Raw genomic sequence first — 21,797 nt, forward strand, 5'->3', positions numbered from 1 at the left:
CTGCCGTGGTGAACACGCTGCTGAAGGAGGCCGCCGATGATCTGGAGGCCGGCCATCTTGAAGCACTCGCTCGCGGGGAGTGCGGGACGTGGCTGGTGGACGCCCTCGCGGGCGCCGATCCCGGGGAGCGGCTCGTGAGGGCGGCGGCAGCCGGGGAACTCCAGCGGGCGGCGGGGGAGCTGTCTCTGCCGCTGGTCGCGCGGGACGGCGACGGCCGGGTCGTCGGTGCGCTGCTGGGGGTCCCCTCGGGCACGGTCGTCTCCGGGCTCGCCCGGATGCCGGCCGCCAAGCAGCAGATCCTGATGTCGATGCTGGTGTACGCGAAGATCAAAGCGGTCGCCGTGCCCGAGGACGTCCGCGGTCGCGGAATCGGGGCCGCGTTGATCGCACGATGCGTGCAGGTGTACTGGCAACTGGACTACACACTGCTGTTCGGCGAGTTCGACACGACGCGCACCCTGGGGCCCTACTACACGCGGCAGGGCTTCAGCGTTCTTCGGCCCGGACAGGGCATCGACGTCGGCACCCTGCTCACCGGTGTCCCGCTCCATCTCGGTGCAGGACCGGGCCTGACCTTGTTCCACCAGTGGCGGACCCAGGACACATGAGAGCTCCGGCGGCAGCAGGGTGTGGGCGCGGGCGCGGACACGGCGGAAGCCGGTCGAAGCCGCGGAGCAGAGGGTCAGCTCCTGGCCGGGTCCGCTCAGGGTGCACAGCCGAGTGCCCAGGTGCTCTGCCGCGTCCAGGGCATGGTCCACATCGGCCAAGAGGACGGCGACGACAGGTTCCCTATCAGCGCCGGTCCGGCTGACGCGCCGGCAGTTGCTGGACGGTGCGCCGGGGGAAGCTCATGTACGGCCGGTCGGTCTTTGTCATGGTCGTGCAGGGGCCGGAGGCGGTTCGCCGTCGGCGGCGCGGGCGTTGTCAGTGCCGTGGTCTACGGTGCTCGTGTCCCGGCACGGGACTGTGCTCTCGCCTGGCCTTACGGCTGGCCAGGCGATAGTCGTCATCGCGGTCACGGCAACGGTGTTCGCCTGGAGCGTGGTGCTGGTCGCCGCCGGCCAGACGGCCGCCGCGGTGGCCGCGCTCGCTCCGGCCCTCGCCCTGACCGTGCAGCAGATCGTGCACGCCTCCCGTTCCCACACCGCGCCCGGCCCCGGCCACCGCGTGGACGCGGCCACGGACAAGGAGGACGACGCCCCGTGATCACTCCTGCCGAGCCGCCGCTCCCACCCGGCAGACCGTTCATCGTCCGCCCGGGCCGCAAGCTCGGGCCGATCGCCTCGTCCGTCGGCAGCGCCCACCGGGCCTGGCTGGACCCGATGCGCGAGAGCTACCTCGCCAGCGGCCTGACCCTGGCCGATCTCAGCATGCGCGTACGGTTCGCCAAGTCCAAGCTCTCCGAACTGCTGCGCGGTGTCGGTCTCTACCCCCGCTGGGAGATCGTCTTCCTTCTGGCGACCGAGCTGGGCATGCCGAACTGGCCCCTGTACCGGCTGTGGTGCCAGGCCGCTCTCGAAGCCCACAGGAGCAGCGAGTGGGTCGACGACTGCACCGAACGGACCCCCATCCTGACCGCCACCCACACGACCCCGCCCTTGGACCACCACGCGTTCCGCGAACTCGTCGAACTGGACTACCTCCTCTACGCCCAGGTCTTCCTCGACGACGACCGGCGCGACGCCGCCGTGTCCAACACCTTCGACATCCTCTGGCTGTCCTGGGACGACGCCCTGGCCAGCCAGGACACCCGCCGCTACGCCTGGAAGGTCCTGCGTGCCACGGTCATGGCCAGCACCCCGCACCGGGACGGACGGCCCGAGCTGGAGATGGCCGCCTTCGACACCGCCGCCCTTCAGTCCCTCGCCGATCCGGCCGACCACATGGACCAGATCGCCGAGAGCCTGAAGGTGTTCGCGGCCATGAGCCGCCTGCCCGGCAGCCAGCTCGATGTCATGGTGCTGCGCCGGCTGTTGAAACGCCCGCCCGAGACCGTCTCCGCCCTCCTGGGCGTTCCGCTGGCCACCGTCCGCTCCGACGAGCGTCATGCCACCCGCTTCCTGCAGAGCGTCCTGTGCCCACCGCCCCCGACCGAAGGGAACACCCCGTGACCGGCATCGAAGAACTCCTCTCCAGAACCGCGCTCGTCCGCGAGCGCACCCTGCCGCGCGACATCGTCCGCCCGACCGCCCCCTCGTCCGCGCCTGATGCCGACCACCCCGGCCACGGCTCCCCGGGCGGCAGCCGCCACGCGGCGGCTGAAGACCTGCGTACGCTGTGCGAGACGCTCGTCTCGCACACCCCGCCGGGCACCGTGGCGAAGTTCGTCACCGATCAGGTCCCCGAACCTCGTGCCGCCCTGGTCCTGGCGTGTGTCCTGCAGCTGACCGACACGGACGAAGGCGCCCGCTTCTGGTGGCAGTACGCCGCGGGCGCCGGACATGCTGCCGCCGCCTACTGCCTCTACCTCCACCACCTGGCGCTGGGGGAGGGGGACACCGCCGACTTCTGGCACCGGCAGACCGACGACGTCCAGCCTCCGCCCCAACCCCCCCGCGGTCGACGACGGCGGCACCTGGCATCCGGCAGAACACCGGATCACCAGCACCACCACCACCTACTTCATGCGGGTCCTCGGTCACCTTGCCAAGCAGACCGTCCGCTCCCGGCCCGCCGGAGTCAGCAAGCTCATGGCCTACATCCCCGCGGCCGTCACGGCCGGCTACCTCCGTGAGCCCGACACCGAGCTTCCCCTGCCCGGCCATGAGTTCGCCCGCCGCATCAACAGCCTCCTTGCCGCAGCCGATCATCCCTCCGTCTGGGGACGCCGCCCCAGCCGTCCCGCCCCCGGTCCGTACACGTCCCCGGACACCAGAGCGGTCGACCGTGAGCGCAGGCAGACGACCCCCGAGCAGATGGGCACCGCGAAACGCTGAGCATCACAGCCGAACGTGCAGGCCTGGACGGCCGGGACCCGCTCCTGGCCGTCGCCGGCCCGGGCTGCGGGTGATGGCGTCCGCGCCGCTGCACGGGGGTGAGAAGCCGTGTCAGAACCCGTGATCTGTGACGTTCCGTGACTGGCCGAGCTGAACCCCTCACTCGCAGACCGATGCGGGATGCTGGGGAGGTCCCGGCGGCATCATTCAGACGAGCTCATCGCCTGTCTGTCGCATCCCCGCATCGGAAGGCACTGCGGGCACATCAGCGTCTCCGCACCGTCCGGCCTCGCCCGCTCCGCATGCTCCGGGCGGCGCTATGCCGGACACTCCTGTATAGGGGTCGGCGTATTTCGCGCGGGCCATGGTGAAGGTGTTCGGCGTGCTTGAGGTCCCGCTCTGGCTGTGGGGGGCGTTCGCCGCGACGGTGGTCGTGTCGCTGGTGGTGGACCTGCTGTCCCATCGCACCGCGCACGTCATCCGCTTCAAGGAGGCAGCCGCCTGGAGTGGCCTGTGGGTGAGCCTCGCCCTGATCTTCGGCGCGGTCGTCTTCCTCGTTCTCGGCTCCACTGCCGGCACCGAATACACCACAGCGTGGCTGCTGGAGAAGAGCCTGTCGGTCGACAACCTCTTCGTCTTCGCCGTGATCTTCGCGTACTTCAAGGTGCCCCGCGCCTACCAGCACCGCGTGCTGTTCTTCGGTGTCATCGGCGCGCTCGTCTTCCGAGGGATCTTTCTCTCCCTCGGCGTGGCCGTGGTCAGCCGCTTCACCGCGGTGCTGTTCGCCTTCGCGGCGGTCCTCTTCTACAGCACCTACAAACTCCTCAAGGACGAGCAGGAGAGCTTCGACCCGGGCAAGAGCTTCGCCGTACGGATGCTCCGCAAGATCATCCCCGTTCGGGACGAGTACGCGGGGGCGAAGTTCTTCGTCAAGGAAGCCGGCAAACGGATGGCGACCCCGCTGCTCGCAGTGGTCGCCGCGATCGAGGCCGCCGACCTGATCTTCGCCGTCGACAGCGTCCCCGCCGTCCTCGCGGTCAGCGACGACGCCTTCATCGTCTACACCAGCAACGCGTTCGCCATCCTCGGCCTGCGGGCCCTCTACTTCATGCTCGCCGGCCTCCTGGACCGCTTCCACTACCTGAACAAGGGCCTCGCGATCATTCTCGCCTTCATCGGCGTCAAGCTCATCCTCCAGGCATCCCACAAGATGATCAGCCCCGACATCCCGGAAATCCCCTCACCGATCAGCCTCGCAGTCATCGTCATCGTCCTGGCAGGGTCCGTAGTCCTCAGCATCACCAGGCCCGCCCCGACAGGCGCCCAGGAACAGAAAGACGCCCTTGGGACCACTGAGCACCTCAGCTCACCACCTGGGGCGGATCCCCCAGAGCCTCCCACCGGTTCACCGGGCCGGGACACTGGATCCCGCCCGCAGTCAGGCCGACGAGGAGCCAGGGCACTACCCGACCCGCCAGTACGGGCATATCGTAAAAAGATGGTCAAAGTGAAGCGTAAGGCTGAAGCGTACGTGTGTCCGGCCTGCAAGAAGGCCGTGCCGGCCGCAGTCCACCGCTACAAGAGCCTCGGCGTATTCGTTCCCGTCTGGGGCCCGGGTGCATGTCAAAACCGTGACTGTCCCGACTTCCGGTTGGACCCCAGCCGCAAGCACTCCCCCTCCCGGTAGCGAAATCGACAGCGCGGCGATGGACTGCCCGCCTGGACCGGCGGGCGTTGCCCCCGTCAGCTCAGGCGGCCCCCGGAATCCCGCCGGTATCGTCGATCAGCTTGATCTGCCGGGCCTGACCTCTGCTACATGGGCCGCCAGCCGCGCATGCACGTGCTCCTGGTCGCCCAGTCCGCCACCGCCCGCGCCCTTGGTGGGCCCGAGGTCCGCGAGCGGTTCGCCACCCGCATCCTCCCCGCTACAGCGTGAACGCCTGGCGCATGCTCGCCCCCGAGGTCCACCCGGCGCCGAAGTCCACCAAGCACCACGGCCGCGCCCAGGTCGTCATCGGCGGCTCCGCCCGCTCAGCCGGTTGCGCGTCGGCGGGGGCGAGGTCGGGGCGGGCACGGTGCCAGCGGGAGGGAGGTCGCAACCGGCCGGAGGCGTCGCGGGCGACGTCGACGCCGACTTCCACCACCAGCTCGGGTTCCACCAGCGTGACGTTCAGCTTCTCGTAAGTTGGCTTCGCCGCTGGTTGTGGGCTGGGCCCGATCGGCCGGGTTCGGCGCGCTGGTGTCGTCCACCAGGCCCCTTGGCCGCCGCTACGGGGGCCGTTGGTCCAGGCCGGTTGTGAAGCGTCCGAGCCGGATGCCGGCCTTCGAGGTGGGCGCCGGCTCCGTTATCCGGAGCGCCCCGGACCGCCGTCACATGTCAGCCGGCTCGGACCGTCGGCTTCAGCCGCCCGCTACGGGCTTGGAGCCGATGGCCGCGCAGGCCGCCTTCTTCGTCGGGTAGCCGTCCGCCGGATAGATCACCGGCCCGCCCAGCTTCTTGCGGCCGTCGGTGGCGGAGGACTCGCCGTGGTCGGGCTGCGCGTTGGGGTGGTAGCAGGCCGCGAACCGGGTCGGCTTGGGGTACTTGGGCGCGGTGCCCGGTGCGGACTGGTTCCACAGTCGGTCCCAGGCCACGGCGCAGGAACGTGTCGCGTCCTGCGGGTCGAAATCTTTCATGTCTTTGATCGGCAGCTGGCTCAGGTCTGCCTCTGGCGACAGAGTGCGCGCACAGAAGACATCGCGCCCGCCCTCGCTCCAGGGCCCGAGAGTGGCTACGGCTGCCGTGGTGGCACCGCCCAGGAGAGCGGCCGTGACCGCACACACCATGAACAGGTGCCGGCGCCTGCCTGTACCGGCCGTGCCGCGCGGCTGCTCGGGACGGCGCAGGATGTCACGCAGGACGGCCTGGCCGTCGGCGGATGCTGCCCAGCCATCGGTGTCGTCGTCGGAGGGCCGCAGGGCTCGGATGGCGGCGAGGTCGGATCCCCGACCGCGCTGGGTGACGGTCGGCTTCATGCTGACTCCCTATGGGTGAGGTGGGGCTGGGGAAGAGCGCCTTGGGTCTGCTGTACGTGGGCCGGAGGCGGCAGCGCTGCCCTGAACCGCTTGCGTGCCCGGTGCAGGCGCACAGCGAAGGTGGGGGCCGTACAGCCCAGGACCACGGCCGCCTGCCTGGCCGTCAGGCCGTACCAGGCACTCAGCACGAGTACCTCCCGGTCCTGCTCGGACAGCGCCGACAGCGCGGCGGCCACCTCGGCGCGCGCCCCTATCGTGTCCGCGATCTCCGAGGTCTCCGGTCGGTCGGCCATCTCCGCCAGGCGCGCAGTCAACGCGTGGTGCCGCTGATCGGACCGCACACGGTTGGCGAGCAGCCGCCGGGCCGAGGCGAGCAGCCACGGCAGGGCATCGTCGGGTACGGATCCCAACTTGCGCCAGGCCAACACGAAGGTCTCCGAGAGGATGTCCTGAGCTGTCTCCCGGTCAGTACGGTGCAGCAGATACGCCAAGACCCGGTCGGCATGAGCCGTATACAGGGCTTCCAGGGCCTGGTGTCCGGCCGGGTCACCGTACTCCCCGGCGTTCGTTCGTCGTCTCACAGGGTCTCCATGTTCCGTCCATCAGTGGCCGTCAAGAGGGAGATGTACGGCCGGGCCGGATCTCTTACAGCCTCTGCGCACCCAGCCGCATCACGGGGCTGTGACCGGGCACTTCCGGCTGCGACTCCTCAGGCGTACTCGGCAAGCTGCGTGCAGATGAAGGGCAATGCAGGGTCCACCGACCGGCCGAGAAGCACGGCGCCGATGTGTCGTATCCGATGGTCATCAGGCGTCATGTCGCCGACCGGAAGCCGCAGATTGCGGTGAATGCGGGCAAGGTGCCCACTGGTAAAGCGCACACGCTCCGGCGAACCCGTGCGAAATGCTGCTTGCACAGCACGGGCATCGAACCGACCGACTCGGTGGCCTCCTTCACGAGTACCAGCATGCTGCGCGACCAGGCCGGATGAGGTTTCCGGCAGGGGCAACGTCACCTTCATGCATTTCCTCAGCGTCGCTCAACACCAATGGCCCTGGATCCGCGGGATCCAGGCTTCTCATCCCGCCAGAGCCGGTGACGAAGCGACCGGTTGGGATTCCTCCCTCGGTCAAGGGGTCGCGCGCCAGATCCGCGCGGTCCCGTCACCGCTGACGGTGGTGATGGTGCGGCCGTCCGGGGAGTACGCGACATCCTGAACCGGGCCTTTGTGTCCCTTGAGGAGCTGGAGTGCGGTGCCGGTCCTGACGTCCCAGACCTGCGGAGTGTTGGCCCAGGACTCGTTCGCGCGGCTGTGCCTGACCACCAGGGCGTGACTGTCCGGGGCCCAGGCGATCTGATCCACCTGCTCGCTATTGCCGACCGATATCAGGAGACCATGCAGGCCACGTAGCGTACGGAGCTTTTTGCCGCTCGCCGGATCGACCAGCCAGACGTCGTCGCCACTGCGCTCCGCCAGCAGGCTCCCGTCCGGTGCGTAGACCGGCGTGCTTCCCTCATACGGCCCTGACGACCACCGCACAGCACCTGTCGCCGTGTCCCAGGCCCGGACCCTGTCACCATCGGCGACCACGGTTCTTCCGTCCGGCGCGAACCCGACCGTCCAGGCGAAATGCCCTCCGGACGGGTCGAGCGGGTGTACCCGGGCACCGGTGGCGACGTCCCAGATGCCGCCCTGCCGTTCGGCCACGGCGGCGATGGTCCTGCCGTCCGGCGCGAATGCCGCATCCTGGGCTGAGACGTCGATCCGGTGGCGGAGCGCGCCGGTGACCACGTCCCAGAGCTGCAGACGGTCACCGGTGGCCGCGATGGTACGACTGTCGGGTGAATACACCAGCTTGCTGACGCGCAGCGGCATCAGCCCCTGGGGATGGGTGACCGGGACCTTGATCACGGTGCGCGTGGCGCCGGTCTGCGTATCCCAGATCTGGATCGTCTTCCCGTCGTTGAGCTCCGTCGCCACCGTGTCGCCGTCCGGTGCGAAAACCACCTTCCGGTAGGAGTGTCGCGCATCGGAGTGAACGGCGAAGGGCAGGACGTGTCGACGCGTGCCCTTGTCGACATCCCACAGTTCTACAGTGCCGTTGTTACTCCAGGAAGCCAGGGTGTGCCCGTCGGGCGAGTACGCCACCGGGCCCCTCAACGGCAACGTCCGCAGCGTCACGCCGTTGGATGACGCGGTGGGACCGTACAAGCCCAGGATGCGGCGCGCCTGCGTGTACACGAGGGGCGTGATACCGGCGAGCAGCCCGAGCACCAGCAGAACAACCACGATCACTCGCCCACCCCTTCGTTTGCGCTGCCGTCCTGCACCGGGAGCGCAGACGGGTCCCCTCGGATCACCGAACCCGCGGTTGCCCGCTTGCGGAAAAATCGGAGGCGGCGTGGGTTTCCGGTCGCTCACGGTTGAATCCTCCGAGTCGGGTGCGTCGTGATGCGCTGACCAGACCTGTACCGGGACCGCCGGCGTCGCGTATGGCGAGGCTAACCACGCATCCCGATGTCGGCATCAGTAGAGCTACTTAGTTGTGATGTGTAGTTGTCGTCGGCGGTGACGTAGCCAGCGGCGAACTGGGCGTGGCGAAAGGCGCAGTGGTCGTGGTTTCAGTCGGGCCGGTAAGGGTGCCATTGGCGCCAGCGCAGGCCACGGTGGGTCAGTCAGGTCTCCCGGCCTATCACGTCGAAGCCCGCAAACGCGACGACAGCCGCGACGGCTACACCCTGCTGCGTCTCGGCCCGTACACCCAGGCCCGGCACGCCCAGCAGGACTACGACCGGCTCACCGCCGCCCTGGAGAGGCGGGAGACCACCGCCGTGCCCGGGTGCCGGGTCTCCGTGCGGTACGCGCCGTTCGACGTCAGCGACCACCAGCTGTTCGCCGACCCGTACGAGGCCGACGCTGTGGAGCTCCTGGAGGCCGCAGTGGAAGGAGTGACCGCGTGACCGCCCTGTACGAGATCGTGACCAGCGAGGGCGACGACGGCACGACGCATCCGCCGAACAGCTCTGGACGCCCGGCGAGGACGCGGTGGAGAACGGCTTCATCGTCCATCGCGGCCTGCACCTCACCGGCATCGACGATCCCACCGACGACCACCTCTACCCGGTCGGCTTCGTCGTCCTCGGACACCAGCGGTGGGCCGACGTCATCGAGGCCGCCGCCGCGCACATGGCCCGCATCCACGGCTGGCGGAACCTGCACCTGTACCCGGGCGACGACCCCTCGGTGCTCATCCCTCGCATCCCGCGCGCCGTCCTAACGCACGGCGTCTTCTTACGGCACCCGCACCCGGACCACGGCTGCGGATGCGAGTGGGATGAGACGTGGCGGATGGTGTGGGCCCCCAGCACAGAACCCGGCGCGGTCCCGATCACCGCCATGCGACACCCGGCCGCCCTGGTGACCGCCGCCAGCATTCCCAACCCCGACGAAGAAGGCGCGCCCGCGAACTGGGCGGCCTGACACATCCGCCCGCCTCAAGGGGGCCGGCCTCTGCTCATCGACGCCATGTGGGCCGTCGTCAACTGGCAGGACGTTGCCCGGCGCTACGCCGCCGCCAAGGAGCGCGGCGACAGTCTCCTGCTTGCCCCGTGACGCCGTAGCAGCGTCACACAGACGTCCTGCTCGTGATCGTCTTCTCACCCTTCATGTAGCGGGCGGTACAACGGGCTCCCGCAGGCCGGATGCCTGCGGGAGCTTTCCTATGCCCGACGGGCCCGGCCGGTGACCTCGTCCCAGTGCAGGACGCGGTCACACCAACGGCGCAGGAGCACCTGGTCGTGGCCCACAGCGAGCAGACCGGCACCGGTGGCTGCGCGGTAGTCCTCGACGGCCGCCACCAGCGCGGCCGTGGTGGAGGCGTCCAGCATCGCGGTCATCTCGTCACAGATCAGCCAGCGCGGACGCAGGACCAGGGCGCGGGCCAGGCAGGCGCGTTGCAGCTGGCCGTCGCTGACCTCATGGGGGCGGCGGACCAGGAGGTCGCGGGTGAGACCGACGGCCGCGGCCAGTTCGGTAATACGGTCCGGTACTTCGTCGCGGCGGCCGGTGGCGCGCAGGGGCTCGGCGATCAGGTCGGTGAGCCGCAGCCGGGGGTCGGCGGAGAGCCGGGGCTGCTGGAAGACGACGCCGATGGCGGTGCGCAGGTCACACGGGGCGCGGTGCCGCCAGCGCCGTACGGGTTCGCCGTCCAGGACAAGGGTGCCCGCCTCGGGGCGGTGCAGCAGGGCCGCGACGCGGGCGAGGGTGGACTTGCCGCAGCCGCTGGGGCCGAGCAGGCCGACGGCCTCATCGGGTGCGACGGTCAGGGAGGCGTCGCGGACGACGGGGGCTTTCCTGTCGTATCCGGCGGTGATGGCGTGCAGCTCAAGCACTGAGGTCCTCCGGCACGTGCGGGTGATGGCAGGCGACGTGGCCGGCCGTCGGCGGGAGTGCGGCGCAGGCGTCGGAGGCCTGCTCGCAGCGCGGGGCGAAGGCGCACCCGTCGGGAAGGTCACCGAGCTCGGGCGGCATACCGGGAATCGGAACGAAGGCGCGCTCGGGCAGGGCCTGGAGAAGGCCCCGGCTGTAGGGGTGGCGAGGGCCTGGGGTGCCGAAGAAGGCTTCCGCGTCGGCGAGTTCGACGATCCGGCCCGCGTACATCACGGCCACGCGGTCGGCGATGCGTCCGGCGGCGGCCAGGTCATGGGTGATCATCAGCAGGGCCCGGTCGCCGTCGTCGACGTGGCGTCGCAGTTCGTCGACCGTGTGGTCGACCAGGTCGCGGTCGAGTCCGGTCGTCGGTTCGTCGGCGAGCAGCAGGGGCGCGCCGCCGACCAGGGCCAGGGCGGTGGCCGCGCGCTGGGCCAGGCCGCCGGAGAGCTGGTGCGGGTGGCGGTCGAGGTGGTCGGTGGGGAAGGCGGCGCGTTCGGCAGCGCTCTCGGCTGCCGCCCGCACGGCGGCATGTCCGCGTGCGTCGGTCAGCGCGCCGACCGTCTCCTCCAGCTGGGAGCGCACCGTGCGCACCGGCGTCAGATGCGCGGCGGGGCTCTGCGGGATGAGCCCGATCAGACGGCCCCGCACCGTCCGCGTGAGAGTGCGTTCGTCGGCCGTGAGCAGGTCGAGGTCGCCGAGGCGGGCCTGTCCGGCGGTCTGGGCGTTGGCGGGGAGCAGACCGAGGAGGGCGGAGGCGAGGACCGACTTGCCGCAGCCGCTCTCGCCGATCAGGGCGAGGCACTCGCCGGGCGGCACGTCGAAGTGGGCGTCGGTGACGGCGGCGATGCGGCGTCCGCCGGGCATGAGGAAGCGCACGGACAGCCCGCGCACCGAGAGGACGGGAGGTCGGTCGGTGACCGTCACAGCATCAGCTCCGATCGGCGGCGCGGGTTGATCCGCTCCCGCCAGGCTCCGGCGAGGCCGGCGATGGCGAGTGTGGGGACGATGATGAACAGCCCCGGGAAGAGGGTGGGCCACCACTGCCCCGCGAGCAGCGAGCCCCTGGCGTCCTGGATGAGGTTGCCGAGGCTGGCCATGTGGGTGGGCAGGCCGAGCCCGAGGAAGGACAGGGCGGACTCGTGCCACATGGCGTGCGGCACCATCAGCGCGGCGGCCAGCGCCGCCTGCGGCAGCACAGCGGGCAGCAGATGCCGTACCGCCACCCGCCACCGGGAGGCGCCCCCGGAGATGGCGGCGTCGATGTACGGGCGCGAGCGCAGGGACAGCACCTCGGCGCGCACGATCCGGGCGGTGGACAGCCAGTGGGTGAGCGCGACCGAGACCACCACCGGCCACAGGCCGGGCCGGAACATGGCGACGATGAAGATGCCCAGCAGCAGGTGTGGCACGGAGGCGACCGTGTCGACCACCCGCATGACGCCCCGGTCGACCCAGCCGCCCAGTGCTCCGGCGGCCGCCCCGACGGCTGTGCCGATCACGGTGGCCGTCAGGGCGGCTGCGACCCCCACGAGCAGGGAGACCCTCAGGCCGTAGACGCAGCGCAGCAGCAGGTCCCGGCCGAGGTCGTCGGTGCCGAAGGGGTGCGCCCAGCTGGGGGGCAGCAACTTCGCGCCCAGGTCGACGGCCTGCTGGTCGAGTTGCACCAGTGGCGGCACGAGGAGGACGGCGAGGACGATGACGCCGGTCAGGGCCACCGAGACGCGCACCCGCACGGTCCTGGTGGAGCGGCGGCTCGTGCCGTACGACCGCCAGGCGGGCTCGGCCGCAGGTTCACATGTCACTGAACTTCACCCTCGGGTCGAAGAGGCCGTAGAGCAGGTCGGCCAGGAGATTCCCGGCCAGCACCGCGGCGGTGGCCAGCGTCGTCAGGGCGGCGAGCAGCGGGAAATCGACCGCGGTGGCCGCCTCCACCGTGGCCGCCGCGATGCCGGGCCAGCTGAAGACGCTCTCCACCAGCAGGGCGCCGGTGATGAGTTCGGGCACCCGGGAGCCGACCAGCGTGAAGACCGGCAGCAGCCCGGAGCGCAGGGCGTGGCCGAGCAGCACGGTGCGCTCGCTCAACCCCCTGGCCCGCGCGCCGCGTACGGGATCCTCGGCGAGCGCGTCACCGACGCCCTGACGGACGTACAAGGTGAACCACGGCAACTGGGACACGGCGAGCACCCCGGCCGGCAGCACAAGATGACTCGCCACCTCGGAGGGCGTCACCTGCTCGCTCGCGGTGTCGGTGAGACCGCCGGCAGGGAGCACGCCCCACTGCAGAGCGAACAGCCAGACGGCCAGCAGGGCGAGCCAGAAGACGGGCGCCGCCTCCAGGGAGTACGCGACGGAGGTGACCAGCCGGTCGAGTACGGAACCGGGGCGGCGGGCCGCCAGCACCCCGAGCACCGTGCCGGACAGCACCGCCACCACGAACGCGACCGCGCACAACAGGCTCGACCACACCAGGCGTTCGCCGATGACCTGGGCGACCGGCTGCCGCATCACGCTGGACTGACCGAGGTCACCGCCAAGCGCGGCAGTCAGCCAGTGCCACCAGCGGGAAGTGAACGGCTGGTCCACGCCCAGGTTCTCCCTCAGCCGCTCCAGGGTCTCAGCGTCGGCGCCGAGGGCGGCCGTGCCCGCGTACGCCTTGACCGGATCGAAGGGGGAGGCCGCGGCGATCGCGAAGACGCCGAAGGTCACGACGAGCAGGACGGGGGCGGCGAACAGCAGCCGCCGCCCCGCCAGCCGTGCCATCGCTCCCCAAGGGAGTCGGTTCACTTCTTCGGCTGCCAGGCCTCGAGGTTCCACCACGGACCGGAGGCGAAGCCGTGCTCGTGCGGCTCGACCTGCGTGCTCAACCCCGTCCAGCGGTCGGCAAGGACGTAGACATGGTCGATGTGGGTGAGGAAGGTGTAGCCGGGGTTCTTCACCAGCTCCTGCTGCAGGGTGTTGTAGGCAGCCTTGCGGGTTGCCTGGTCCGAGCTGCGCCGGCCGGTGTCCAGTGCCTTGTCCACGACATGGTCGTCGTAGCGGCCCATGTTGTTGAAGCCGTCGCCGGCGAGGGAGGAGTGCAGCAGGGTGTACAGGCCGTAGTCGGGGTCACCGTTGCTGCCGAAGCCGGCCAGGACCGCGTCGTTCTTCATCCGCGGCTCGATGACCTCCCAGGTGCCCGTCTCCACCTTCACCTCAATGCCGGCCTTCTTGGCGTCGGAGGCGTAGGCGAGGGCGTGGTCCTGGCGGACCTTGTCACCGGACGGGTAGAGCAGGGTGAAGGAGGCCCGCCGTCCGTCCTTGACGCGGATGCCGCCTGCGCCAACCTTCCAACCCGCCTGATCCAGGATCTGCCGGGCCTTGGCGAGGTCCTGCCCCCGCTGGATGCCCTTGGCAAACCAGGGGTCATCGACCGGCAGCGGCCCGTACGCCGGACGCCCGGCCCCGTCGAGGATCTTGTCGACCATGGCCTGGCGGTCCACGGCGGCATCGAGAGCCTGGCGGATGGCGCGGTCGCCGGTGACCTTGTTCTCCTGCGGGAGGGTGACCGTGCGGAAGTCGTACGTCTTCGCGTCGTACGTCTTCTTCGCCTTGTCGTTCTTGAAGGTGGCGGCGAGGTTGGGCGGCAGGATCGCTCCGTCGAGGTCGCCGGAGCGCAGCCGGGTGGCGCGCACGTTGTCGTCCTCGATTATCGCCATGGTCACCTTCTTGACCTTCGGCGCGCCGCCCCAGTAGTCGGGGTTGGCCTTGAAGGTGAGCTTCTCCCCCTTGCTCCAGGCGGCGAGGACGTAGGGGCCGGTGCCGACCGGCTTGGTGTTGAAGGAGCCGGTGTTGGGGTCCTGCCCCTTGGCCACGTGCTCGGGGACGATGGGCAGCACCGTGCGCCCGGCGAAGGGCGCGTAGGGGTACTTGAGGGTGAAGACCACCTTGTCGGCACCCTTCGCCCGCACGTCCTTGATGGCGTCCAGCTCGCTGCGGGAGGTGTTGTTGGTCTTCGCGTCGAGGACGGTGTCGTACGTGAAGACGACATCGGCAGCGGTCAGCGGCTCGCCGTCGCTGAACTTCACGCCCTCGCGCAGGGAGTAGGTGTAGGTCAGGCCGTCGGCGGTGACCTCAGGCAGCGCCTTCGCCAGCGCCGGTCTGAGGTTCAGATCGGCGTCCCTGGCCAGCAGGCCGTCGAAGATCTTCGAGTTGCCGTCCTTGCCGTAACCGAGCAGCGGACTGAGCGTGTCCGGCTCGGAGGCCACCCCGATCACGACGGAGTCCGCCGCGTCACCGCTGCCCGTGCTGCTGCCGGGAGCCGAGCAGGCGGCGACACCGGTGAGTATCGCCGCCGTGGCAGCGGCTGTCCGTATCCGTCGGACCGTCATGTACCCCACCCTTATTGATGACTGAAATCTGTTGCATATTAATTGCAACTAGGGCTACCCAGGTCGGCTGGTGGGCAGTCGGCCGCTCGCATCGACCCCGTCATGGGGCAATGCCTTCCGCTGACGCACCAGCTGACGCACCAGCTGACGTCGGCGCGGCGCAACGCAACCGAGACCGGCCGTCAATGCGGCGGCACCGTCATGCGGGGAATGTCGGCGGGGGAGAGGGTCGGGGCGGGCAGCTGGTACCAGGCACGTATTCCAGGGCTGCGGTATTCCTACGTCAGTAGGGCCGTCCGCTCGACCGCCCAGCGCTTCGGGATAGGGGTAAAACCCTTGCTCCCGGGAGCGCGGACGGTGATTTCCATGTCGATGCCGAGGGCGGCGGCGTGCTCGACGAAGTGCTTGCGGTAGCCGCCGTCCACCCAGGTCTTGCGGATCGTGGGGTGGTCGGCGGCGACCCGGTCGAGCAGGCGGGTGCCGGCGGTGGAGTCCTGGACGCTGGCCGCGGTGACCAGGACCGCGAGCAGCAGGCCGAGCGTGTCGGTCACGATGCTCCGCTTGCGGCCCACGATCTTCTTGGCGTTGTCCGTGCCCTGGCTGGCGGCGGGGACGCTGGTGGAGGTCTTCACGCTCTGCGCGTCGATCACGCAGGCCGAGGGTTCGACGCCGTGGCCCTCCTGTTCGCGGACCAACTCCCGTAACAGGCCGTTGAGCTGGGCGAAGATGCCATCCTTCTGCCACTTGGCGAAGTAACCGTAGACGGAGTTCCAGTGGGGGAAGTCGTGCGGCAGGTAGCGCCACTGCACCCCAGTGCGGTCCACGTACAAGATCGCGTTCATGATCTCGCGCAGGTCGAGCTCGGCGGGTCGGCCGAAGCCCAGTGCCCGGCCGTGGCGCTCGTAGCGCCAGGCGGACAGCACCGGCTCGATCAACTCCCAGCGGGAATCGGACAGATCGCTCGGATACGGGCGACGGTCAGCCATGACCTGGAGATATCGCCACGCGGGGCGTGCGCCCAGGCGTGCGTGCGGCCGTATCGAACACGGGACGGATCCGGGCGTCCTGGAATGAGACAGGCGTAAGCCGCCCTCGGCCCCAGGCGCCACACCATTCGTCTCGACAGTCACCACCAGCCCGGCAGCCTCACCACCATCAGTCTGCCAGACAGCCGAAACATGTCGATAACCCATCAGACAAGATGAAAACGACCTCTGAGTCGCTGTTTTTGATCCCTGGTCCTGAGTAGGGCTGGGCCGGGATGATCGGTGCGTGGGGTCCGGTGCTGGTGGCCGGCGGTATTGCCGGGAGTGTGGTGATCCGTTGCCGTCGTCGAAGGCTGCAGCGGCGGTGTTCTGCTCGGGTCGGTGCAGGTCACGGCGGTGGCGGCGGTTGAAGCGGACCCGTGAGCGGGTGGCGTTGATGCAGCACGGTCAGACCGTGGAGTGTGAGTGTCCGGTGTGTGCTCGGGCGTGGACGGTGGGGGTGGAGCGGTCGCGGGCGGCGGTGTACTGCTCGCGGAAGTGCCGGGTACGGGCTCATCGGCAACGGCTGGCGTCACCGAAGGGTGTTTCAGATGACGCGCCTGCCGCCACGGCCGCCGCCGGGAGTGCGGCGGCGGCCGTGTGCCCGGCGGCCCCACCAGGTCGCCGACCCGGGTCAGGAGGGCAGCGGTCCGCGCGAGCGGGCGTCGGCCGCGATCATGCGCCGTCGCGGTGACGTTGCGGCGGTCAGGCGTTCGGCTCGCCCTCCTGGCGGTGCGGTGGGCCCAGCGGGCCGTAGTTCGCGTAGGCGTTAGCGGTGGCTTCGGCCATGGCTGTTGCGGTGGGGCCGGCCACCCGGCCGGCCGCCTCGGTGATGGCGGCGAGCAGCGGTGCGACCAGGTCGGCCGGCACCGGGACGGGGCCGAGCGGAGTGTCCAGGCCGGTGGTCGGCGCCTCTTCCGCGGCCCCGCTCGAGGAGGGCAGAGCGGCCAAGGGGTCGATGCCGCCCTCGGGGGTGAGCACCGGAACCGTGTCGTCGACGGCCGGAGCGAAGAGGAGGATCAGCAGGAGCGCGGCGGCGGCCGCCCCCGGCGGGCCGCCGAGCAGGCCGGCCGCCGCCAGCACCGCGCCGAGGATGATGAGGATGAGGATCAGCTCCAGCATGGTCAGCGCCATCACCGGTTGCGGTACGGGTTGTCGCCCGCCGGGTGTGGGGCGCCAGTCGCGCAAGTCCTTCTCGAACTCCCGGACCCAGTCGCGGATCTTGCGGCCCGCCTCGTCGAGGAGTTCACCGCCGAGCTCCGCCGCTTGCCGCAGCCACTCCCGCAGCCTGCGCAGCGCGGCCTCCACCAGGTCCCGCAGCTCGCGGTAGACCCGGCGCATCGCTTCGAGCAGCGTCTTGGCGCGCACCACGACGTAGGACACCACACCCGCGAGGCCGTCGAGGGTGAAGGGCACCGCGAGGAGGTCCGGCGGGGCCACCACCGCGGGGATCGGTACGCCGGACGGCCAGGCGTAGGCCTCGCCCGGTGCGATGCGGTGCGGCTCGTCGGGGTCGGGCAGCACGATCAGGCGCTGCTTCGACATCGTGGCGTAGGCCAGGTTGTAGCCGTTGACGTACTGATAGATCTGCGCCACCGCCTCCGGCGCGCGATGGGCCGGCTTGATCTCCCAGAGCAGGCCCCTGGTGAAGTCCAGGGTGTCCGGTCTGAGGCTGCCGACAGAGGTGTTCCGGCTCCACAGCCCGACCCAGAGGGCGTCGTAGCGCAGCGGGCGGGCCGGGTTCCAGGAGCGGGCCGACAGCGGGGCGCCGCGCTGCCAGGTCGCACTGAGCTGGGAGAGCCGTGACAGCTGCTGGTACGGCAGTCCGGGCCGGTAGACGCGGCGTTCCTGCACGATTTCGGAGGCCCGGAGAATCGAGGGCACGCCCCGGACGAAGGGCGGGCGGCCGACCGGACCCCACAGGAACCGGTAGAACTCCTCCAGGAAACGGTGCACGCGATTGCCGATGACCATGCTGGAGGGGAGGATCAGGCCCCGGCTCATCGCGGCCAGCGTGCCGGCCTCGACCGCGTAAGCGACGGTCAGCTGCTTGAGCCAGCGCTGCCTTTCCACGGCGGCGTTGATGGCGGCGACCGGCGGGACGCCGAAGAGGCGGGCGAGCCGCGCCTGTTGCTCGATCAGGGCCTCAATGGCCTGCGGCAGATTCGCGGGGCCCTCGTCGTCGGGGTCGCCGCCCGCGCCGCCGCCACTCGCGGCGGCGCCGAATATGGCGCCGACCCCAGGTGTGGCGGCGGCGAGCAGCGTCGGCTCCAGCAGCCCCTTGATCAGGGCGCCGATGCGCCGCCCGGCGTCGATGGCCGCCTCCCGCGAGGGGAGCAGGCCGGCCACGGCATCGAGCACACCACCGCCGTCCAGGCTCGCGGGCATCCGGTCCGTGTCCGGCAGTTGGGGCAGCGGGAGCGCACGAAGGGCGGCGGCCAGTCCGGCGCCCAGCACGTTGGCGGCGCTGCCGTGCAGCGAGCGGGGCAGCGGTACCACCTGGCCCACGGCCTCCGCGATGCCCTGCCCGAGCTCGTCCGGGAACGCGAGGTACCGCGCGGTGGGCGCCGGCCGCGCGGCCGGCGCTCCCGGGCCGCGCCCCGGCCGTGGCCGGAGGTCGGCGTTCGTGGGCTTAACCATCGCTGTCGCTGTCGCTGTTGTCGCTGTCGTCCTCACCGCTCTTCGGCGGGTCGCAAGCGGTGGGATAGACCGGCATCGGCGTGCCGTCGAGAGCCACCAGGGTGGTCGGGAGCACCACCGGCCACGACTTCCCGCACGGCACCCCGCCGAGCGTGGCGTCCTGCGCCGCCCTGATCTCCTCGGCGATGTCGAGATACGGGCCGTCCGCCGGCTGCGGCTCGGCCGCGGGCACGGCCGGACTCGGCAGCCGCAGGTGCAGCCGCGAGCCCACGAGCCGCTCGAACCCCGGCCGCACCGGCACCACCAGCCGCGCCGAGCCGGCCCGCAGGAATTGGCTGAACAGCGGATCCGGATCGGAACGGGCCAGCGCCTCGGGCCAGTCGGGGCGCCCCGTCCAGAAGTACGGATAGAAGATGTACGACATGTTCTGCCACTCGAAGGCCTGCTCGTAGAAGGCGACCAGCCGGGCCGCCTGCCCGGCGACGGCGAGGTTCACCGAGGGGGGTGTGGGACGCGGTGGATTGCCGGTGGGGACCGCGCTGCCGGGGGTGACCGCGTTGAGCTCCGCGGGATCCGGCGCGCCGAGCATGGCGATGACCGAGCGTTTCAGCTCGGTGCGGATCAGCTCCGCGTTCTCCTGCGGGTTGCGGCCGGTGATCGGGACGCCGCGCTGGATCTCGGCCTGTGCGACGGCGGAGCGCCAGTCGGTCTGCCAGGCGGAGTAGGCGGCGAGCACGGCGGCGTACGCCTCGTACTGCCAGGTCTGCTCGCGCGTCCCGATCTGCGAGATGATCTCGGCGGTCAGAGAGAAGCCCTGTCCGCCGCTGGTGGACGCGGCGATCGGCAGCATGGCGCCGTCGGGCTCGGTGATGGTCACCTCAGGGGTCTGGCCGTTCTGCCCGTACGGGAAGACTGCCTTGATCTGGTGCGCGCCCGGCCGGGCCCAGGTGAGGACCGGGCCCAGGGCCAGCTCCAGGCCGGGGCGGAAGCCGCCGGCCGCGGAGGCGATGAATGCCATCAGGCCGGGTCTCGGGGAGCCCTGGGCCTGCGCGAACCCCGGCACGATGTACGTGTTGAGCAGGTTGATATCGTTGAGGTCGAGAGGCGGCCGCGGCGTGATCGCCGGGTTCCAGGTCAGCCACATCTCGGTGATGGTCCGCAGCCGGTCGCGCGAGCCGGCGGGCGCCCGGTTGATGTCGTTGGCGATGAAGGCCCGCAGCAAGTCGCGCTCCGCGTCCGTGAACCCTTCGCCGTACCCGCCGGACGGCCCGTCCACCAGGACGCAGGCCGTGAAGCGCGTGGGCAGATAGCCGCCAGGGATGGTGATCTCGCGGCTGGACTTGAACAGCCGCGGCGGTACGGCCGGTGGCGGCGCATTCGAGGAGCCGCCGGACGGCGGCGCCTGCTGCGGCGACTCCTGGGACCAGGCGAACGGCGTGGTCACGAAGGCGTGCGGCGGCGGCGGGAAGTCGGCGACCCGGAAGGTGGCCGCGACCGTCTGCCAGTTGGACGGGCCGAGCACCTGCGGCGTCAGCGGGATATCGGTGCCGGGGACGACCCACGGCGGCGGCGGGTCCGCGTCCACGTCGAGATCGGCGCCGAGTTCGGTGGCGTAGCGATAGCCGGCGGACGGGTCCGGCACGCCGATGTCGAGGAGGACCCGCAGCCCGTAGTTGTAGATCTGGGCGCAGTAGCGCTTGTTGATCCAGCGGTAGACACCGACGGTGTTGCCGTCGTTCGAGGCGAAGGTGTGGGTGTTCTCCTCGGTGATGGTGGAGCGGGTGAGCGAGCGCCGCAGGTTCTCCGTCCTGGTCCGGAGACGGTCGACGGCCCGGTCGGTGACCTCCTGGGCGAACCGGGTGCTCGCCCGCGCGGTCTCGGTCTGCGACTTGGACTGGGCGACCCCCACGGTGGCCGAGGCGCTGAAGTACGGGCCGTAGCTGGCGGTGATCGTGCCGCCGGCGTTGAAGCTCTCGTCGCGCTGCACGGTGGACTGCGTTTCCGTGGCCAGCTCGGAGCGGGCGGTCGTCTGCAGGTCGTGCAGGTGCTCCTCCTCCCGGCTCTCCGACTCGATCGACTCGAGCTCGGTGACGTCCACCACGCGGTGTTTGCGGACCTTGCTCTCGCCGTCGAGAACGTTCTCCACATGGGCGATCTCGCCGAGTTCGTATCCGGCCAGGGTCTGCCGGACGACCTTCAGGTCGCCGAGGATCGGCGGCGAGAGCAGGCGGGCGTCGGTGACCTGCGGCGGTTCGAGCGGCTTCGGCGGTTCGAGCGGTCGCAGGCCGGGGATGGCGCCGTTGAGCCCATGGCCGAGCTGCCCGTCGGTGAGCCATGGGCGTTTGCGCAGCAGCTCGGCGGTGATGGCCTGCTGTTTGTACGCGTCGCGGGTCTCGAGCGCCACCACGGCGGCGTGCTCGCCGAGCACCCGGTCGGCCGTGGCCTCAAGGCCGTGCAGCATGCTCAGCAGCGGCAGCGGCTCGTTGGACCGGCTGTACTCGGCCAGGGCCTGCCGGGTCGATTCGTGCAGCTCGGGTACGACGTCGGCGAACAGGGCGGCCGCGGGGTCCGCCGGGGCCGGTTCCCGGTCGAGCGCCTCGACCACGACGTTGGCGGTTTCGCCATTGCCGCCGGTGGCCAGGACGCCGCGGAGGTCCGCGATGGCGTCGGCCAGCTGCCGGTAGCGTTCGAGGGCCGGGGGCAGCGGCTGGTCGGCGGATTCCGCCGGCCGCACAGGCGGCGGCTCGGGCTTCGCCATGCCGGCGTCGAGCCTGATGTCCCCGGGCAGCACCGTGACCGCGTCCAGCACCAGGTCCAGCAGCTGGTCGTGGGAGATTTCGCGCTGCACGGCAAGCCGGTCGAGCAGCGCCCAGACGACCAGCATCCGGGTGATCTCGACGACGGCCACCGGCCGCGCCGCCGACCCGAACGTGACGGCCAGAAAGCTGTCGGCGGCGCGGCTCCACTGCTCCCGCACCCGTTCCGCTCGCACCAGGTCGCGGAACCTGGGCTTGTCGGTGTCCAGCTGGGCGAGTGCCGTCAGCGGCGCGGTGGCCTGCGCCACCACATCCTCGCCGTCGCGGGTCGGGTCCGACTCCAGCTGCAGCAGCAGCTCGTCCACCACGCGTATGACTTCCGGCGCCGCCGCCAGCGAAGGGGTCCAGCGCGGGTTCGCGGCCATGAACCGGTCCGCCGCCTGCCGCAGCTGCTGCGGCTGGCCGCTGACGGTGCGCAGCTCCGTGTGGAAATCGGTGTTGGTCCTGGGGTCGTACGACATGGCCCGCAGCAGCCCCGGCCGTGCCGTCCGCTGCGGATCCCTCATCGCGACGAACCTGAACAAGTCTTCGGTGCGCTCTGGCATGACGACCTCCCCTGGCTGCCT

Annotated in this window: 18 protein-coding genes and 3 pseudogenes; 8 read left to right on the plus strand and 13 right to left on the minus strand. The window is 70.5% G+C overall.

Annotated features, from left to right (window positions below):
- The first annotated feature begins 5 nt into the window (after positions 1–5).
- From GWK25_RS25460 to GWK25_RS25480, 5 genes and pseudogenes are all read left to right on the plus strand, one after another.
- A complete protein-coding gene (locus GWK25_RS25460; RefSeq protein ID WP_308404319.1) occupies positions 6–608 on the plus strand; it encodes a GNAT family N-acetyltransferase in 603 nt (200 codons plus the stop codon).
- Positions 609–1,026: 418 nt separating this feature from the next.
- Positions 1,027–1,206 (plus strand): hypothetical protein, encoded by a 180-nt coding sequence (locus GWK25_RS25465; protein WP_251830817.1) that lies wholly within the window; start codon positions 1,027–1,029, stop codon positions 1,204–1,206.
- A complete protein-coding gene (locus GWK25_RS25470) occupies positions 1,203–2,111 on the plus strand; it encodes a sigma-70 family RNA polymerase sigma factor (protein ID WP_215453353.1) in 909 nt (302 codons plus the stop codon). The genes GWK25_RS25465 and GWK25_RS25470 overlap by 4 nt, the downstream gene beginning before the upstream one ends.
- 513 nt (positions 2,112–2,624) lie before the next feature.
- Positions 2,625–2,936, plus strand: coding sequence for a hypothetical protein (locus tag GWK25_RS43760; RefSeq protein ID WP_251829028.1), 312 nt, complete (start codon positions 2,625–2,627; stop codon positions 2,934–2,936).
- Between the two features lie 382 nt (positions 2,937–3,318).
- Positions 3,319–4,267 (plus strand): annotated as a pseudogene (locus tag GWK25_RS25480) (TerC family protein); the annotation flags it as partial.
- 594 nt (positions 4,268–4,861) lie between these two features.
- On the opposite strand, the gene GWK25_RS43765 reads toward GWK25_RS25480, so the two are convergent.
- The 5 genes from GWK25_RS43765 to GWK25_RS44590 form a co-directional block, all read right to left on the minus strand.
- Positions 4,862–5,095 carry a hypothetical protein gene (locus GWK25_RS43765; protein ID WP_251829029.1) on the minus strand — a complete coding sequence of 78 codons (234 nt, stop codon included), beginning with the start codon at positions 5,093–5,095 and terminating at the stop codon, positions 4,862–4,864.
- Between the two features lie 241 nt (positions 5,096–5,336).
- Positions 5,337–5,951, minus strand: a complete 615-nt coding sequence (locus GWK25_RS25495; RefSeq protein ID WP_215453355.1) for a hypothetical protein — start codon at positions 5,949–5,951, stop codon at positions 5,337–5,339.
- Positions 5,948–6,532 carry an RNA polymerase sigma factor gene (locus GWK25_RS25500; protein ID WP_215453357.1) on the minus strand — a complete coding sequence of 195 codons (585 nt, stop codon included), beginning with the start codon at positions 6,530–6,532 and terminating at the stop codon, positions 5,948–5,950. The genes GWK25_RS25495 and GWK25_RS25500 overlap by 4 nt, the downstream gene beginning before the upstream one ends.
- A gap of 128 nt (positions 6,533–6,660) precedes the next feature.
- Positions 6,661–6,972: a hypothetical protein gene (locus GWK25_RS25505; protein ID WP_215453359.1), complete on the minus strand. Its 312-nt coding sequence runs from the start codon at positions 6,970–6,972 to the stop codon at positions 6,661–6,663.
- Between the two features lie 108 nt (positions 6,973–7,080).
- A complete protein-coding gene (locus GWK25_RS44590) occupies positions 7,081–8,247 on the minus strand; it encodes a WD40 repeat domain-containing protein (RefSeq protein WP_215453360.1) in 1,167 nt (388 codons plus the stop codon).
- Between the two features lie 371 nt (positions 8,248–8,618).
- Here GWK25_RS44590 and GWK25_RS25515 point away from each other — a divergent pair, with 371 nt between their 5' ends.
- The 3 genes and pseudogenes from GWK25_RS25515 to GWK25_RS25525 all read left to right on the plus strand — a co-directional run.
- Complete coding sequence (locus GWK25_RS25515) at positions 8,619–8,912, plus strand: hypothetical protein (protein WP_251829030.1); 294 nt, start codon at positions 8,619–8,621, stop codon at positions 8,910–8,912.
- Positions 8,913–8,997: 85 nt separating this feature from the next.
- Positions 8,998–9,432, plus strand: coding sequence for a hypothetical protein (locus GWK25_RS25520; RefSeq protein ID WP_251829031.1), 435 nt, complete (start codon positions 8,998–9,000; stop codon positions 9,430–9,432).
- Positions 9,433–9,468: 36 nt separating this feature from the next.
- Positions 9,469–9,564, plus strand: a pseudogene (locus GWK25_RS25525) (superoxide dismutase); the annotation flags it as partial.
- A gap of 107 nt (positions 9,565–9,671) precedes the next feature.
- On the opposite strand, the gene GWK25_RS25530 reads toward GWK25_RS25525, so the two are convergent.
- The 8 genes and pseudogenes from GWK25_RS25530 to GWK25_RS25565 form a co-directional block, all read right to left on the minus strand.
- The gene (locus GWK25_RS25530; protein WP_215453363.1) at positions 9,672–10,343 is read right to left on the minus strand and encodes an ABC transporter ATP-binding protein; all 672 of its coding nucleotides are present in this window, start codon (positions 10,341–10,343) and stop codon (positions 9,672–9,674) included.
- Entirely contained in the window at positions 10,336–11,247 is a 912-nt protein-coding gene (locus GWK25_RS25535) for an ABC transporter ATP-binding protein (protein ID WP_215457566.1), read from the minus strand. Before GWK25_RS25535 ends, GWK25_RS25530 begins: the two co-directional genes overlap by 8 nt.
- Before the next feature lie 56 nt (positions 11,248–11,303).
- Positions 11,304–12,185 (minus strand): ABC transporter permease, encoded by an 882-nt coding sequence (locus tag GWK25_RS25540; protein WP_215453366.1) that lies wholly within the window; start codon positions 12,183–12,185, stop codon positions 11,304–11,306.
- Positions 12,175–13,143: an ABC transporter permease gene (locus GWK25_RS25545; protein ID WP_215453368.1), complete on the minus strand. Its 969-nt coding sequence runs from the start codon at positions 13,141–13,143 to the stop codon at positions 12,175–12,177. Before GWK25_RS25545 ends, GWK25_RS25540 begins: the two co-directional genes overlap by 11 nt.
- Before the next feature lie 20 nt (positions 13,144–13,163).
- A complete protein-coding gene (locus GWK25_RS25550) occupies positions 13,164–14,750 on the minus strand; it encodes an ABC transporter substrate-binding protein (protein ID WP_215453371.1) in 1,587 nt (528 codons plus the stop codon).
- A 293-nt stretch (positions 14,751–15,043) separates the two neighbouring features.
- Positions 15,044–15,736 (minus strand): annotated as a pseudogene (locus GWK25_RS25555) (IS5 family transposase); the annotation flags it as partial.
- Between the two features lie 744 nt (positions 15,737–16,480).
- A complete protein-coding gene (locus GWK25_RS25560; RefSeq protein WP_215453375.1) occupies positions 16,481–18,415 on the minus strand; it encodes a hypothetical protein in 1,935 nt (644 codons plus the stop codon).
- A complete protein-coding gene (locus GWK25_RS25565) occupies positions 18,408–21,776 on the minus strand; it encodes a hypothetical protein (RefSeq protein WP_215453379.1) in 3,369 nt (1,122 codons plus the stop codon). Before GWK25_RS25565 ends, GWK25_RS25560 begins: the two co-directional genes overlap by 8 nt.
- Positions 21,777–21,797: the final 21 nt, after the last annotated feature.

Origin of the sequence: Streptomyces sp. ATCC 21386 (genome assembly GCF_018728545.1) — a bacterium.
GTDB lineage: Bacteria > Actinomycetota > Actinomycetes > Streptomycetales > Streptomycetaceae > Streptomyces.